General features: G+C 63.9%; 11 protein-coding genes. 6 read left to right on the top strand and 5 right to left on the bottom strand.

The features are described 5' to 3' along the window. Positions 1 to 37: 37 nt before the first annotated feature. A complete protein-coding gene (gene sthA / locus FJ414_RS03615; protein WP_140541258.1) occupies positions 38 to 1426 on the bottom strand; it encodes a Si-specific NAD(P)(+) transhydrogenase in 1389 nt (462 codons plus the stop codon). 185 nt (positions 1427 to 1611) lie between these two features. Between sthA and FJ414_RS03610 the strand changes: the two genes are divergently transcribed. The 4 genes from FJ414_RS03610 (at position 1612) to FJ414_RS03595 (ending at position 4805) form a co-directional block, all read left to right on the top strand. Next, on the top strand, positions 1612 to 2292 hold the full coding sequence (locus tag FJ414_RS03610) for an isoprenylcysteine carboxylmethyltransferase family protein (protein ID WP_246672290.1): 681 nt from the start codon (positions 1612 to 1614) through the stop codon (positions 2290 to 2292). Positions 2293 to 2400: 108 nt separating this feature from the next. Further along, complete coding sequence (locus FJ414_RS03605; protein WP_073989170.1) at positions 2401 to 2871, top strand: RDD family protein; 471 nt, start codon at positions 2401 to 2403, stop codon at positions 2869 to 2871. 149 nt (positions 2872 to 3020) lie between these two features. Continuing rightward, positions 3021 to 3785, top strand: coding sequence for an arginyltransferase (locus FJ414_RS03600; protein WP_140641359.1), 765 nt, complete (start codon positions 3021 to 3023; stop codon positions 3783 to 3785). Between the two features lie 123 nt (positions 3786 to 3908). Continuing rightward, on the top strand, positions 3909 to 4805 hold the full coding sequence (locus FJ414_RS03595; protein ID WP_140641357.1) for a DMT family transporter: 897 nt from the start codon (positions 3909 to 3911) through the stop codon (positions 4803 to 4805). Here FJ414_RS03595 and FJ414_RS03590 read toward each other — a convergent pair. Together FJ414_RS03590 and parC are read right to left on the bottom strand one after the other, a co-directional pair. Next, positions 4793 to 5992, bottom strand: coding sequence for an AI-2E family transporter (locus FJ414_RS03590; protein ID WP_140641355.1), 1200 nt, complete (start codon positions 5990 to 5992; stop codon positions 4793 to 4795). The genes FJ414_RS03595 and FJ414_RS03590 overlap by 13 nt on opposite strands. Positions 5993 to 6324: 332 nt before the next feature. Then, complete coding sequence (gene parC, locus FJ414_RS03585) at positions 6325 to 8580, bottom strand: DNA topoisomerase IV subunit A (protein WP_140641353.1); 2256 nt, start codon at positions 8578 to 8580, stop codon at positions 6325 to 6327. A 415-nt stretch (positions 8581 to 8995) separates the two neighbouring features. Here parC and FJ414_RS03580 point away from each other — a divergent pair, with 415 nt between their 5' ends. Then, positions 8996 to 10186, top strand: coding sequence for a hypothetical protein (locus FJ414_RS03580; protein WP_140641351.1), 1191 nt, complete (start codon positions 8996 to 8998; stop codon positions 10184 to 10186). A 235-nt stretch (positions 10187 to 10421) separates the two neighbouring features. Here FJ414_RS03580 and aspS read toward each other — a convergent pair whose 3' ends face one another. Together aspS and FJ414_RS03570 are read right to left on the bottom strand one after the other, a co-directional pair. Then, positions 10422 to 12215: an aspartate--tRNA ligase gene (gene aspS, locus FJ414_RS03575; RefSeq protein WP_140641349.1), complete on the bottom strand. Its 1794-nt coding sequence runs from the start codon at positions 12213 to 12215 to the stop codon at positions 10422 to 10424. A gap of 114 nt (positions 12216 to 12329) precedes the next feature. Next, positions 12330 to 13088: a DeoR/GlpR family DNA-binding transcription regulator gene (locus FJ414_RS03570; RefSeq protein WP_140641347.1), complete on the bottom strand. Its 759-nt coding sequence runs from the start codon at positions 13086 to 13088 to the stop codon at positions 12330 to 12332. A 119-nt stretch (positions 13089 to 13207) separates the two neighbouring features. Between FJ414_RS03570 and FJ414_RS03565 the strand changes: the two genes are divergently transcribed. Further along, positions 13208 to 14434 (top strand): MFS transporter, encoded by a 1227-nt coding sequence (locus FJ414_RS03565; RefSeq protein WP_140641345.1) that lies wholly within the window; start codon positions 13208 to 13210, stop codon positions 14432 to 14434. Positions 14435 to 14484 lie beyond the last annotated feature (50 nt).

Raw genomic sequence — 14484 nt, 5'->3', positions numbered from 1 at the left:
CCGGCCAGCTTGGCCAGATTCCGCAGCGCCGAACCCCTCACCCCTGCCCCATCCGGTTCCAGGCATCCAGGCCGGCGATCTTGTAAGCCTCGGCCAGCGTCGGGTAATTGAAGGTGTTGTTGACGAAGAAGTCGACCGTGCCGCCGAGGTTGATCACCGCCTGGCCGATATGGATAAGCTCGGTAGCGCCCTCACCGACGATATGGGCGCCGAGCAGGCGGCGTGTCTCGACCGAGAACAACAACTTCAGGAAGCCGCTTGAGACGCCCATGATGTGGCCGCGCGAGGTCTCGCGAAAACGCGCCAGGCCGACCTCATAGGCTGCGCCGCTGTCGCGCACCTGCTCTTCCGACAGGCCGACCGTGGAAATTTCCGGCACGGCGTAGATGCCATAGGGGAAGCTCTCCGGCGGCGGCGGCAGGTGGACCCCGAAGGCGTGGCAAGCCGCCACCCGGCCCTGCTCCATCGAGGTCGAGGCGAGGCTCGGGAAGCCGATGACGTCGCCGGACGCGTAGATGTTTGAAACCGTAGTCTGGAAGGTATGCGGATCGACCTTGATGCGGCCTCGGGCGTCGGCCTCGATGCCGACCGTGTCGAGGCCAAGGCTGGCGACATTGCCTGTGCGGCCGGCTGCGTAGAGCACCATCTCGGAGCGGATGGTGCGCCCGTCGGCCAGCGTCACTTCGGCGTGGTCGGGTTTCGAGGCGATCTCCTTCACCGTGCTGCCGAGGCGGATGGTCATGCCGCGGTCGCGCATCTGGTGAATGAAGTCGTCGACGATCTCGCGATCGATGAAGTCGAGGATGGTGTTGCGTGGCTCGACCAGTGTCACCGGCACGTCGAGGGCGGAAAAGATGGTGGCGTATTCGACGCCGATAACGCCGGCGCCGATCACCGTCAGCGTGCGCGGCAGATGGTGGAGTTCCAGCATCTCGTCGCTGTCGAAGACGCGCTTTTTGTCGAAGGGCACGTCGGCCGGACGGTGCGGCCTGGTGCCGACGGCGATCAGCGCGTTGGCGAAGCCAACTTCGCTGTAGTCGCCATTGTCGGCGGTCAGGCTGACCTTGTTCGGCGTGAGGAACTTCACGGCGGCGCGCGCGCTCTTCACCGTGTTGCGCATGAACTGATGCTGCAGCACCTCGACCTCATGGTCGAGCGTCTTGTGCAGCCGGTCGACCAGATCTGAGATCGAAATGTCCTGCTTGACCCGGTAGCCACGCCCGTAGAAGCCGCGTTCGCGCCAGCCCGAGAGGTTGAGCACCGTCTCGCGCAGCGTCTTCGACGGGATGGTGCCGGTGTGCACCGAGACGCCGCCCAGGCGCCGGCCCCGGTCGACCACCAGCACCGACTTGCCGAGCTTGGCCGATTGCACCGCGGCGCGGCGCCCCGAAGGGCCGCTGCCGATGACCAGCATGTCGTAGTCCATGTCCCCGTCCCCTTTGTGCGCCGCAGCAAGCTAGACCGGGAAGAATGTCATGTTCAACAGGCAACACACCATTCCCTCGGCAGGCGAATCCGCCAATGCAACCAAAAGCATGCGAAACCTTAACCGGACGGCAAGGCTTGCGTGCAATGGTCCATGTCGAGGGGACCACCGGGGTGGCAGGGTTGATGATTTCCAAAAGCGATGCGCTGCCTGGCGCAGAGACCGGTTTTTGGTCCGGGCTGCGAAGCAGCGAGATCCTCACCGACCTTCGCGAGGGCCTGTTCCGTTTCATCGCGTTGGTGGTCGCCGCGGTCTTCGTCTATCGCGGTGCGCGTCACCTCGTCATCGATCCGGGCCGGCTGAACATCCTGCTGCTCATGATCTCCGACGTCCTGACCTTTACCTGGCTGCTGCTGGCGCGCCGACCGATTGTCCGCGACTGGAGCCCTTTCACGGTATTCATCTCGCTGACGGCCGGTTTCGGCTCGGGTTTCGTATCGCTCCAGGACGGAATCGCCATCATCCCGCTCTATATCGCGGCGCCGCTGCAATTCCTGGCGCTTTGGCTGGTGATCTGGGGCAAGATGTCGCTTGGCCGCTCCTTCGCCATCCTGCCCGCCAATCGCGGCGTCGTCACCGGCGGCGCCTACAGGTTCGTGCGGCACCCGATCTATGCCGGCTACCTGGCCGGGCACATCCTTTTCCTGCTGTCGAGCTTCTCTATCTACAATTTCACGGTCTACGCGATCATCACCCTGTTCCAGATCCATCGCATCCTGCGCGAGGAGCGCATCCTGGCGCTCACCGAGGAATATCGCGACTATCTCGGGCGAGTTCGCTACAGGCTCTGCCCCGGCATCTTCTGATATCGCGCCGGTCCGCCGGCGGGCACCTTCCTTGAATTCCGGGCCACCCTCACCATTTGAAAAGGGCGGCAGGCATCCTCAAGCGGATGCCGCGATTGAGGAACGGATATGAACGCACGCGTATTGGATGGCGAGATCATCACGACCAGGTTCGAGGACACTCGCGCCTATCGCGGGGTGCGGACAAGGCGCATCTTCGCCTTCCTGCTCGACTATTTCTTCGTCGCGCTGCTGACCATTCCCTTCGCCATCCTGGTCGCCATTCTCGGGCTTTTGACTTTCGGCCTCGGCTGGGCGCTGTTTTCGGTGCTGGTGCCGATGGTCGCCATTCTCTACATCTGGAACACGCTGGGCAGCCGCGACCAGGCGACGACCGGCATGAAGATCATGGGCATCCGCCTGGAGAAGCTCGACGGCAGCCGCATCGACGGCATGACGGCCGTGGTTCACTCGGTGCTGTTCTGGGCCGGCAACGTCATCCTGACGCCGCTGGTGCTCCTGGTCACGCTGTTCTCCGACCGCAAGCGCACGCTGCACGACCTGCTGCTCGGCACGGTGGTCACCCGCACCGATATCTGACGGCGTTCCACGGCCGTGTCGATCAGACCGCCGCGCCGCCTGTGCTTAAATATGAACAGGTTAAGCCCGTCGCGTCCGCACAATCCTGTTGAATTTTTCGTCGACCGGGCCAAAGGTAGGGCGATTCGCAGGAGCGTTTCCAAGATTAGATGACGCAGCATCCGACCCAGTCGCCGCAGTTCTTCCTGACCGCGCCGTCGCCGTGCCCTTATCTGGAGGGACAGTTCGAGCGCAAGGTGTTCACGCACCTTGTCGGCGACAAGGCGCCGGAGATGAACGACCTGCTGACGCAAGGCGGCTTCCGGCGCTCGCAGAACATCGCCTACCGTCCGGCCTGCGAGTCGTGCCGCGCCTGTGTCTCGGTTCGCATCCTGGCACAGGAATTCAGCCCCAGCCGCAACATGCGCCGCGTCATCCAGCACAATGCCGACCTCGTCGGCGCCATGCATGACGCGCAGCCCTCGACCGAGCAATACTCGCTCTTCCGCGGCTATCTCGACGCCCGCCATCGCCGTGGCGGCATGTCGGACATGACCGTGCTCGACTATGCGATGATGGTGGAAGACACGCATGTCGACACCAAGATCATCGAATACCGGCGTCGCGGCCCCGACACGTTCGTCACCGGCAAAGGCCATGGCGAGCTGATCGCGGTCGCGCTCACCGACAAGATGGCCGATGGCCTGTCGATGGTCTATTCCTATTTCAATCCCGACTTCGAGGACCGCTCGCTCGGCACCTTCATGATCCTCGATCACATCGCCCGCGCCAAGGCGATGGGACTGCCCCATGTCTATCTCGGCTACTGGGTCAACGGCTCGCGCAAGATGAATTATAAGATGCGCTTCATGCCGCAGGAGCATCTCGGCCCGAAAGGCTGGGAACGCTACGACCACGAAGCGGTCAGTCGCTAAACAGTTTTCCCGAACCCGCTCTTATTGTGTTTCAAGGGAGAAGACGCCGGTCTTGCGCGCCCTCGCGCGAGAAGTGTGCAATCGCGCCGGCGCTTGCTCTCGCTTTGTTTCGAGAACGATCACATGTCTTCCCACACCGATCACCAGAAAGGCCTCCTCGTCACCGCCATCGGCGGGCTGGTGCTGAGCATAGATATTCCGCTGATCCGGCTCGCGGATGGCGAAGCTTGGACCATCCTTTTGCTGCGCACCAGTTGCACCTTGGCGGCGGCGCTGATCATGTGGGCGATCTGGCGCTTGTACAGCAAGAATGCGCCGCAGCTCATACCCGGCTGGTCGGGGCTGATCGTGGCCGTGATTTACGGGCTCGGCGCGGTCGCCTTCATGACAGCCGTCTATCATACATCGACAGCCGATCTGGTCTTCATCCTGGCCTTCAACACCGTCTTCGCGGCGCTGCTGTCGTGGCTGTTCCTGAAGGAGCGGCCGCGACCGCTGACCCTCGCCGCGATGGCGCTGATGATCGTCGGCGTCGCCATCATCGTCGGCGATTCCGTCGGCACCGGATATTTGTTCGGCGACCTGATGGCATTGTGTTCGGCCTTCCTGATTGCCTGCGCCATCACCATCTCGCGCGCCAGCGGCAAGGACATGGGCTTTACCGCGCTTATCGGCGTGATCCTGCCTTTTGGGGTGGCGGCGTTCATGGTCTCCAGGACCGGCTTTCAAGTCGAAGCGCCGTGGTGGATCATCCTGAACGGCGGCATCGTCATGCCGATCGCATTCTTCTGCCTCGCCAACGGACCGAAATACATCTCGGGCGCGGAAGTCGCGATGTTCTATCTCTTGGAAACGATCCTGGCGCCGGTCTGGGTGTGGATGATCTTCGCCGAGACACCGTCACGCAACAGCCTGATCGGCGGCGGCATCATGATCGTAACGCTGGTCGCGCATTCGCTCTGGCAATTGCATGTGGGCCGCAAGCGCCGTGCGGACCTCGCGGTGCATCACCCAGCCTGAATCTTCCTTGGCTCGGCGGCAGCCTCGATCCGGGGCGGCGCGCCGGCCTCGTCGGCGACAGGCGGAAGCTCGTCCATGATCTCGACCTCGCGCAGCCATTCGCGCCAGATGGCGACGAGCAGCGCCATCAACACCGGGCCGATGAACAGGCCGAGGAACCCCATCGTCTTGACGCCGCCGATCAGGCCGAAAAAGGTCGGCAGGAACGGCAGCTTGATCGGGCCGCCAACGAGCTTGGGCCGCAAGGTCTTGTCGACGATGAAGAGCTCGACCGCGCCCCAGATGAACAGGGCCGCGCCGGCGAAAAGCTTGCCGCTGGCGGCGAGGTAGATCGACACCAGGGTGAAGGAGAGCGGCGCACCGCCCGGGATCAGCGCCATGATGCCGGTGAGCGCGCCGAGCGTCACCGGCGACGGCACGCCGGCGAGCCAATAGGCGATGCCGAGCACCAGGCCCTCGCCGATGGCGATGATGGTCATGCCGGTGACCGTCGAGGAAATGGTTGCTGGCACGACGCGCGAGATACGCTCCCAGCGCGTCGGCAGGATGCGTTCGCCGAGGCGATCGATCTGGGCCGCGAAAGCCTCGCCGTCGCGATAGGCGAAGAACAGCGCGATCATCATGAACAGAAGCGTCAGCATCAGGCTGAAGGCGCTGCCGCCGGCAGCCAAGGCGCCGCGGTAGATGCTGCCGATATTGGAGCCGCTGATCAGCTGGATCAACTCGCCGATGCCGCCGGGGTGGCCGAGATAGGCCGTCCACTGCTCGTTCAGCCACTGGCCGACGACCGGTATGGCGGCGATCCAACCCGGTGTCACCGCGCCGTGGCGATTGGTCTCGATCGCCCAGGTGACCCACTCGCGCAGCTCGTTAATGGCATAGGTGCCGGCAAGCGCGATCGGCACTACCAGGAAGGTGAGGATGAAAAGGATCGCCAAAGTCGCGCCGACGGTGCGGTTGCCGCCGACGCCAACGAGCAGTCGGCGGTAGAGCGGCCAGCTGGCAAAGGCGATGACGAGCGCCGCCAGCACCGGGAACAGGAAGCCGTGGAAGAAATAGACGCCGGCGGCGGCGATCAGTACCAGAAGCCAACGCGCCGCCGACAGCGGCGGGATGACGGCCGCCCTGAGCGGCGTCGACAGGCCGAACAGGCGCTGCCCCGGTTTCTGGATTTCAGCCCGCTTCAAGCGTGCGTTTCTCCCATGCCCGATGGTTCAATGGATGCTTATGCACCATCATAGTGCAGCAATCGTGACGATAGTCCAAATGTTCGTCCTTGCCTTCCCCTTGTGGGGTGAGCAGCCGGTTCGCGAAGCGAATTCATCGTGCCAGTGGCACGATGAAAGGCCAGCGAACGCCGGGACGCTGCGAAGCAGCGGGGACCCGGCCGGGTGGTGGATCGGCCATCCCCGGCCCTTTGCAGGCTCAGGGCGTTCGAAGCTCGAAAAGCCAAGCAATTGGCTTTTCGTCCGCTAACGCGGACCGCTTCTTACCCCACAAGGAGAGAAGGGGAGCCTCGCTACCCGAACTTGCCCGTCCTGGGGAAACCCTTCGGCACCATGCGGCCGGCGGCGGCACGCGCTCCGATCCACTCGGCAAGCTCCTCGCGCGACTTGGTGAAGGTGCGATCGGCCGAATCCTGCCAGGAGAGCCCCGTCTCGAGGGTGAAGGTCTTCAGGTCCAGCACGCCGCCATCCTTGTATTTCTGCAGGCGCACGCCCTTGCCGCGCGCCATTTCCGGGATTTCGGCCAGCGGGAAGACCAGCATCTTGCGGTTCTCGCCGACAATGGCGAGATGGTCGCCCGACACCGGGATGCAGCGCTTGGCCTCGTCCGGCGCCTTGACGTTCATCACTTGCTTGCCCTTGCGGGTGTTGGCGACGACCTCTTCCTCCGAAACGACGAAACCGTTGGCGTCGTAGGAGACGAGCAGCAGCTTGCGTTTGGGATCATGGACAAAGGCGGTGACGATGTCCTGATCGTTCTCCATGTCGACGATGATGCGGATCGGCTCGCCATGGCCGCGCCCGCCCGGCAACCGGTCGGCGCCGATGGTGTAGAACTTGCCGCCGGTGGTGAAGACCAGGATCTTGTCCGTGGTCTGGGCATGGAAGGCGAGCTTCAGACTGTCGCCTTCCTTGAAGGCGAGCTGCGAATGATCGGTCAGGTGGCCCTTCATGGCGCGCAGCCAGCCCTTTTCCGACACAACGACGGTGACCGGCTCGCGCTCGATCATGGCGTGCGCGATGTCGGTCAGGTCATGCTCGGGCGCGTCGGCGAACTGGGTGCGACGCTTGCCGAGTTCGGTCTCCGGACCGAACGTGTCGCGGATCTTGGTGACTTCCCACTTGATCGTCGACCATTGCTTGGCGTCGGAAGCCAGCAGGGCCTCCATCTGCTTCTTCTCGGCGGTGAGGCCGTCGAATTCCTTGCGGATCTCGATCTCTTCGAGCTTGCGCAACGCGCGCAGGCGCATGTTGAGGATCGCTTCGGCCTGGTTGTCGGTGAGCGACCAGCGGGCCATCATCACCTGCTTGGGCTCATCCTCCTCGCGGATGATCCGGATGACCTCGTCGATGTTGAGATAGGCGATCAGATAGCCGGCGAGGATTTCCAGCCGCTTCTCGATCTCGCCGAGCCGGTATTTCGAGCGGCGGATCAAAACCTCGCGGCGGTGGTCGAGCCACTCCTTCAGCACGCCCTTCAGCGACAGGACGTTCGGCACCTTGCCGCGCGACAAAACGTTCATGTTGAGCGGGAAGCGGCTTTCGAGCTCGGTGAGCTTGAACAGCGATTCCATCAGGAGGCCGGGATCGACGGTGCGGCTCTTCGGCACCAGGACGACGCGGATGTCTTCCGCACTCTCGTCGCGGATGTCCTCGAGCAGCGGCAGCTTGCGCGCCATCAAAAGCTCGGCGATCTTCTCGATCAGCCTGGCCTTCTGGACGCCGTAGGGGATTTCGGTGACGACGATGCTCCAGGTGCCTCTGCCCTGGTCTTCCTGACCCCATTTCGAGCGCACGCGAAAACCGCCACGGCCCGTTTCATAGGCTTCGAGGATCGAGGCGCGGCTGTCGACGATGATGCCACCGGTCGGGAAATCCGGACCCTGGACGAAATCCATTAGTTTCGCCACCGGCGCGTCCGGATGCTCGATCAGATGAAGCGCTGCGTCGCAAAGCTCAGCGGCGTTATGCGGCGGGATCGAGGTGGCCATGCCGACGGCAATGCCGGAGGAACCGTTGGCGAGCAGGTTCGGGAAGGCGCCCGGCAGGACGGACGGCTCTTCGTCCTCTTCATTGTAGGTCGGCCGGAAATCGACTGCGTCCTCGGTGATGCCGGCAAGCAGCTCGCTCGCCACCTCTGTCATGCGCGCTTCGGTGTAACGCATGGCGGCGGCGTTATCGCCGTCGATGTTGCCGAAATTGCCCTGCCCGTCGACCAGCGGGTAGCGCATCGAGAAATCCTGCGCGAGGCGCACCAGGGCGTCGTAGATCGACTGGTCGCCATGCGGATGGAACTTGCCCATCACATCGCCGACGATGCGGGCGCATTTGGCAAAGCCCTGATCGGGATTGAGCCGGAGCAGCCGCATGGCGTGCATGATGCGGCGATGGACCGGCTTCAGTCCGTCGCGCACATCCGGCAGTGCCCGGTGCATGATGGTCGACAGCGCGTAAGCCAGATAGCGCCGCTCGAGCGCTTCCTTCAGATCGACCGGTTCGATTTTATCGCCGCCGCCATTGTTATCAGGCGGCAAAAGCCTTTTTCCCATGGATTTGGACTAGCCGAGCGGGTGATTCGCGGCAAGCGCCGCGTGAACGTCAGCGCATTCGCCGCGGCTATAGACACGCAGCCGGCGGTGTGAAGGATTTCACGGAAGCGGCGCCGCGGCGGCTGCAATTTGCCGCCGATCTGCAACAGGCTTAGTCGGCAACACGACGCCGGCCAACATCAATCCGTTACATGCGGCCGCTATCTGGCAATGCAACGCGCTGGCGAAGGAAAGCCGCGGTCTTCATGACAAATTCACCGCATCGGGCAATGGCTGCCGACCGGCGTTTGCTTTTCATCGCCGTTTTCGACAAATGGGGCCGGAAATGCCTTTTTCCCGTCCCGTTCGTCACGGAATGGTGATGGAGCAGATTTCAAAACAATTTCACATAGCCAATCAGGACAGGGAACTCGCCATGACAATCCAACGCTCAACGCTCAAGAAACTGGCTTTTTCGACCTTTCTGCTGACGCTGCCGCTCAACGCGGCCTTCGCCGCCGATCCGGCGGTGGCCGAGCGCATCAAGGCAGCCCTTGCCGCCCAGGGCGTCGACATTTCCTGGACAGGCGTCTCCGGCGACGATTCGAACGCCGTGCTGCAGGGTGTGTCCATCAAGCCGGCGGCCGAGAAGGAAGCGCTGCCGATCGGCGACGTGAAGCTGGAAGGGGTCAGCGAAGCCAATGGCGGCTATGAGATCGCCACCGTCTCCACCTCGCCTTTCGAACACAGCAAGGATGGCGTGACGCTCAACCTCAGCCCGGTGGTCATCCACGACATGAAGGTTCCCGCCGAAGGCGGCACCGATCCGCTCGGCTCGCTGATGATGTACAAGTCGGCGGAACTCTCCAACATGACGGTCAAAGTCGGCGACAAGACCGCGTTCGCGATGGACGGGCTTGCCGTCCAGATCACCCCGCCGGCCGACGGCAAGGCAATGGACTTCACCGCCAACACCGAAAAATTCACCGCCGACCTGTCGCTGGTCGACGATCCGAAGTCGAAGGAAGCGATCGAGGCGCTGGGCTACCAGAACATCTCGGGCAACATCGCGATGGCCGGCACCTGGCAGCCGAGCGACGGCAAGATGGAGCTGTCGAAATATGACGTCTCGGTCGAGAATGCCGGCACGCTCGGCATGACCTTCGACCTCGGCGGCTACACGGTCGACTTCATCAAGTCGATGCAGGAGATGCAGAAGAAGCTCGCCGCCCAACCGGAAGGCGCCGACAATTCCGCGCAAGGCATGGCCATGCTCGGCCTGATGCAGCAGCTTTCCTTCAACGGCGCCTCGGTGCGCTTCGAGGACGATTCGCTCACCGGCAAGGTGCTCGACTATGTCGGCAAGCAGCAGGGCATGTCGTCCAAGGACGTCGCCAACCAGGCCAAGGCGATCGTGCCGTTCGGCATGGCGCAGCTCAACAATCCCGAGCTGACGGCCGAGGTGTCGGCTGCCGTCAACACCTTCCTCGACGACCCGAAGAGCCTGGAAATCTCGGCCGAGCCGCCGTCGTCGGTGCCGTTCGCGCTGATCATGGCCGGCGCCATGTCCAACCCGCTCGACCTGCCGAAGACGCTGGGCGTCAAGGTCAAGGCGAACCAGGACTGATCGAAGTCAGTTCCCTTCTCCCCGTCTCTATACGGGGAGAAGGTGCCGGCAGGCGGATGAGGGGCAGCGCCGACGCTTGCGAATATGTAATTCGGTGCTGAACCGACTGCCTGTCAGAAGGCCCCAGCTGTTACGACCGCGTGCAAATCGCCAGCATCCGCGCTGCCCCTCATTGTCCTGCCGGACATTTCTCCCCGTATAGTGACGGGGAGAAAGGGCAGTTGCTAGGCTGCCTTTAGTCCTTCTTCGCCACCGCGACGCGCAGCGACAGCTCGCGCAGCTGTTGCGGGGTGGCTTCGGAAGGCGCGCTCATCAGCAGGTCGTAGGCCTGCTGGTTCATCGGGAACATGGTGATTTCGCGCAGGTTCTTGGCGCCGACGAGCAGCATGACAATGCGGTCGACGCCCGCCGCCATGCCGCCATGCGGCGGCGCGCCATACTGGAAGGCGCGGTAGAGGCCGCCGAAGCGCTCCTCCACCGTCGCGCGGTCCAGGCCGACCATCTCGAATGCCTTGACCATAGTTTCCGGCAGGTGGTTGCGGATGCCGCCCGACGCGATCTCGAAGCCGTTGCAGACCATGTCGTACTGGAACGCCTTGATGCCGAGCGGCTCCTCACCATTCAGCGCGTCGATGCCCCCTTGCGGCATGGAGAACGGATTGTGGGCGAAGTCGATCTTCTTCTCGTCCTCGTTCCATTCGAAGAACGGGAAGTCGACGATCCAGCACAGCTCGAAGCGCTCGCGGTCGACGAGGTTCAGCTCCTCGCCGGCGCGGGTGCGCGCGGCGCCCGCGAAAGTGACGAACTTCTTCGGGTCGCCGGCGACGAAGAAGGCGGCGTCGCCATCGGCGAGGCCGAGCTGCTGGCGGATCGCCTCGGTGCGCTCCTCGCCGATGTTCTTGGCGATCGGGCCGGCGCCTTCGAGTTTTTCACCTTCCTTGCGCCAGAAGATGTAGCCGAGCCCCGGCTGCCCCTCGCCCTGCGCCCAGGAATTCATGCGGTCGCAGAAGGCGCGGCTGCCGCCGGTCTTGGCCGGAATGGCCCACACCTCGGCCTTCGGATCGTTGGCGAGGATGTTGGCGAACACCTTGAAGCCGGAGTCGCGAAAATGATCCGAGACGGCCTGCATCTCGATCGGGTTGCGCAGATCCGGCTTGTCGGTGCCATAGGTGCGCATCGCCTCGTCATAGGGAATGCGGCGGAATTTCTGCGTCACCGGCTTGCCGGCGGCGAACGTCTCGAAGACCGCGCGGAGGACAGGCTCCATCGTGCTGAGCACGTCGTCCTGCTCGACGAAGCTCATTTCGAGGTCGAGCTGGTAGAACTCGCCCGGCAGGCGGTCGGCGCGCGGATCCTCGTCGCGGAAGCAGGGCGCGATCTGGAAATAGCGGTCAAAGCCGGAGACCATGATCAGCTGCTTGTACTGCTGCGGCGCCTGCGGCAGCGCGTAGAAGGTGCCGGGATGGATGCGCGACGGCACCAGGAAGTCGCGCGCGCCTTCCGGCGACGAGGCGGTGAGGATCGGAGTCGAAAATTCGGTGAAACCGACCTCCCCCATGCGCTTGCGCATCTCGGCGATGATCTTCGTGCGCGCCACGATATTCCGGTGCAGCGTCTCGCGGCGCAGGTCGAGGAAGCGGTATTTCAGGCGGATGTCTTCGGGATATTCAGGTTCGCCGAACACCGGCAGCGGCAGCTCCTTGGCGGCCGACAGCACTTCGATCTCGCGCGCGAAAATCTCGATCTCGCCGGTCGGCAGGTTTGGATTGACGGTTTCCGGCAGCCGCGCCTTGACCTCGCCGTCGACGCGGATCACCCATTCGCCGCGCAGTGTCTCGGCCACCTTGAAGGCCGGCGAATCCGGATCGGCGACGATCTGGGTCAGGCCGTAATGGTCGCGCAGGTCGATGAAAAGCAGGCCGCCATGGTCGCGCACGCGATGCACCCAGCCCGACAGGCGGACGGAATTGCCGACGTCGCTCTTTCTCAACTGGGCACAGGTGTGGCTGCGGTAACGATGCGTGGTCATGGGTAAAGTCCGGAAATTGCGGGCGTCGGCCCGGCTCGAAAATTGGCGCGAAAAGCGCATGAGAGGCCGGCTTTGTCAAGGCAAGCGGTCACACAGGCGCGCTGCCGCAGCCGCTCAAGCAAAGTGGATCTGCGCGCCCTGGCTTTGGAAAGCGGCGAGCGTGGCGGGAGGCGCGCTCTTTTCCACCACGAGATGGCGGATCGCATCCGCCTTCGCCACGCGATAGGGCGCGGCGGTGGCAAGCTTGTCGTTGGTGACGGCAATGACGATACCAGCGCTGTTTTTCGCCATGGCGCGCTTCACCTCGGCTTCGGCCGAATCGAAGGCGGTGACGCCGCGCGCGACATCCAGCCCGCAGGAGCCCAGAAAGAACAGATCGGCGCCGAGTTGCGCGACGGCGGCGAGTGTGTCGGCGCCGACGCAGGTGCCGAGATCCGGCACATAGCGGCCGCCGAGCACGATCAGCTCGACCAGGGGAAGGTCCGTCAGAGCCGAGGCGACGCCCAGCGAATTGGTGGCGACGGTCAGTTGGATGTCGCGCGGGATCGCCCTGGCGATAGCCTCATTGGTCGTGCCGCCGTCGATGAACAGCGACTGCCCCGCGCTCAGCAGCCCGACCGCCGCCCTGGCGAGCCGCGTTTTTTCCTCGACCGCATGACGGCTGCGCTGGCTGAGCGTCGCGGCGGCAAAGGGCGCGGAAGCGACCGCGCCGCCATAGACGCGGCGCAGTTGCCCGGCCTTCGCCAATTCCCTGAGATCGCGGCGCACCGTGTCTTCCGACACGCCGAAACGGCTGGCGAGCTCTCCCGCCAGCACCTTTCCGTCCGCCGCAAGCCGGTCGCGAATGAGTTGGTGGCGTTCTTCGGTGAGCATGCACGATCCTATTTATTTGTGCACGTTATTGCATGTTTTGCCTGTTCATGCAAGAAACAGAATCGCTGGCGGACCGCGAAGAGGTCGCCCGCCAAAATCTCCTTGTTGGATTGCCCGTGATGACCCTTGGCCTGAAACTCGCTCCGCAGCACCGCGTCTATGCCGGCTTCGCGATCTATTCCTTCGCCATGGGCAACATCTTCCCGCGCCTGCCCGACATCAAGCATGCCATGCGGATCGAGGACGGCACGCTGGGACTCGCCCTGATCGGGACGCCGATCGGCACGCTGATCGCGCTGACGCTGGCGACGCCGATCCTGGAGCGCGTCGGCTTTCGCCGCGCGCTGCTGTGGCTGGTGCCGCTGCTGGCGCTTGCCTATTCCGTCGCGGTGCACGCGCCGGGCCCGGCCGCGTTGTTCCTGATGCTGCTCCCGGTCGGACTGATGATCGGCAGCATCGAGATCATCTTGAATGTCGAGGCCGACAGGACCGAGTTCCTGCTCAAGCGCCGCATCATGAACAGGGCGCATTCGTTCTGGAGCATCGGCTTCTTCGGCGCCGGGCTGTTCGGCGGCGCGCTGGCGCATCTCGGCCTGTCGCCGCAACTGCATCTGGCGCTGGTGGTGCCGATGGTGGCGGTTGCGGTGGCGCTGTTGCTCGGCGGCTTCCAACCGGCGCCCGCCCGCTTCGTCACGTCGGGCGACAAAGCGCCGATGTTCGCCCGGCCGACGCTGCCGATCCTCATCCTCGTCGCGGTGACGCTGTCGGCAATGCTGATGGAAGGCGCCAGCATGGACTGGTCGGCGATCTATATGCGCACTGTGTTCGACTCAGGGCCCTTCGTTGCCGGGATCACCGTGGCGCTGTTCGCCTTCTCGCAGGCGACGACACGCTTCTTCGCCGACAGCATCGTCGACCGCCACTCGCCGAGCGGCGTGGCGCGCGTGTTGTTGGCAACGATGGCTGCCGGCGTGTTCATCGTCTTCTTCTCGCCCCTGCCCTTCGTCTCGATGCTGGGCTTCGCGCTCATGGGCATCGGCTGCAGCGCGATCTTTCCGTTGGCGATTTCGGCGGCCGCGCAGATGACGGACCGCTCCGCCGCGATCAATGTTGCCGCATTGTCGCAGATCTCCTTCGTCGCCTTCCTGCTCGGCCCGCCGCTGCTCGGCTTCGTCTCGGATCACTGGGGCATCCGCTCGGCCTATGGCATCGGCATACCGTTCATCGTGCTCAGCCTGGCGGCAGCGGGCGCGCTCGGCCGGCGACCGTCGCCGAACGCCGTAACGGACGGAACAGGATCCGACACGACGGGAGAGAGAGTACCGGCGCGGGCCTACGAGGCATGAACCGCTCGCCCATCGTCAAGTCGATCACGATTGCGGCACCGTTGTCCGAC

Origin of the sequence: Mesorhizobium sp. B3-1-6 (assembly GCF_006439555.1) — a bacterium.
In the GTDB taxonomy this organism is placed as follows: Bacteria; Pseudomonadota; Alphaproteobacteria; order Rhizobiales; family Rhizobiaceae; genus Mesorhizobium.
This window is presented reverse-complemented; position numbering and strand designations above follow the sequence as displayed.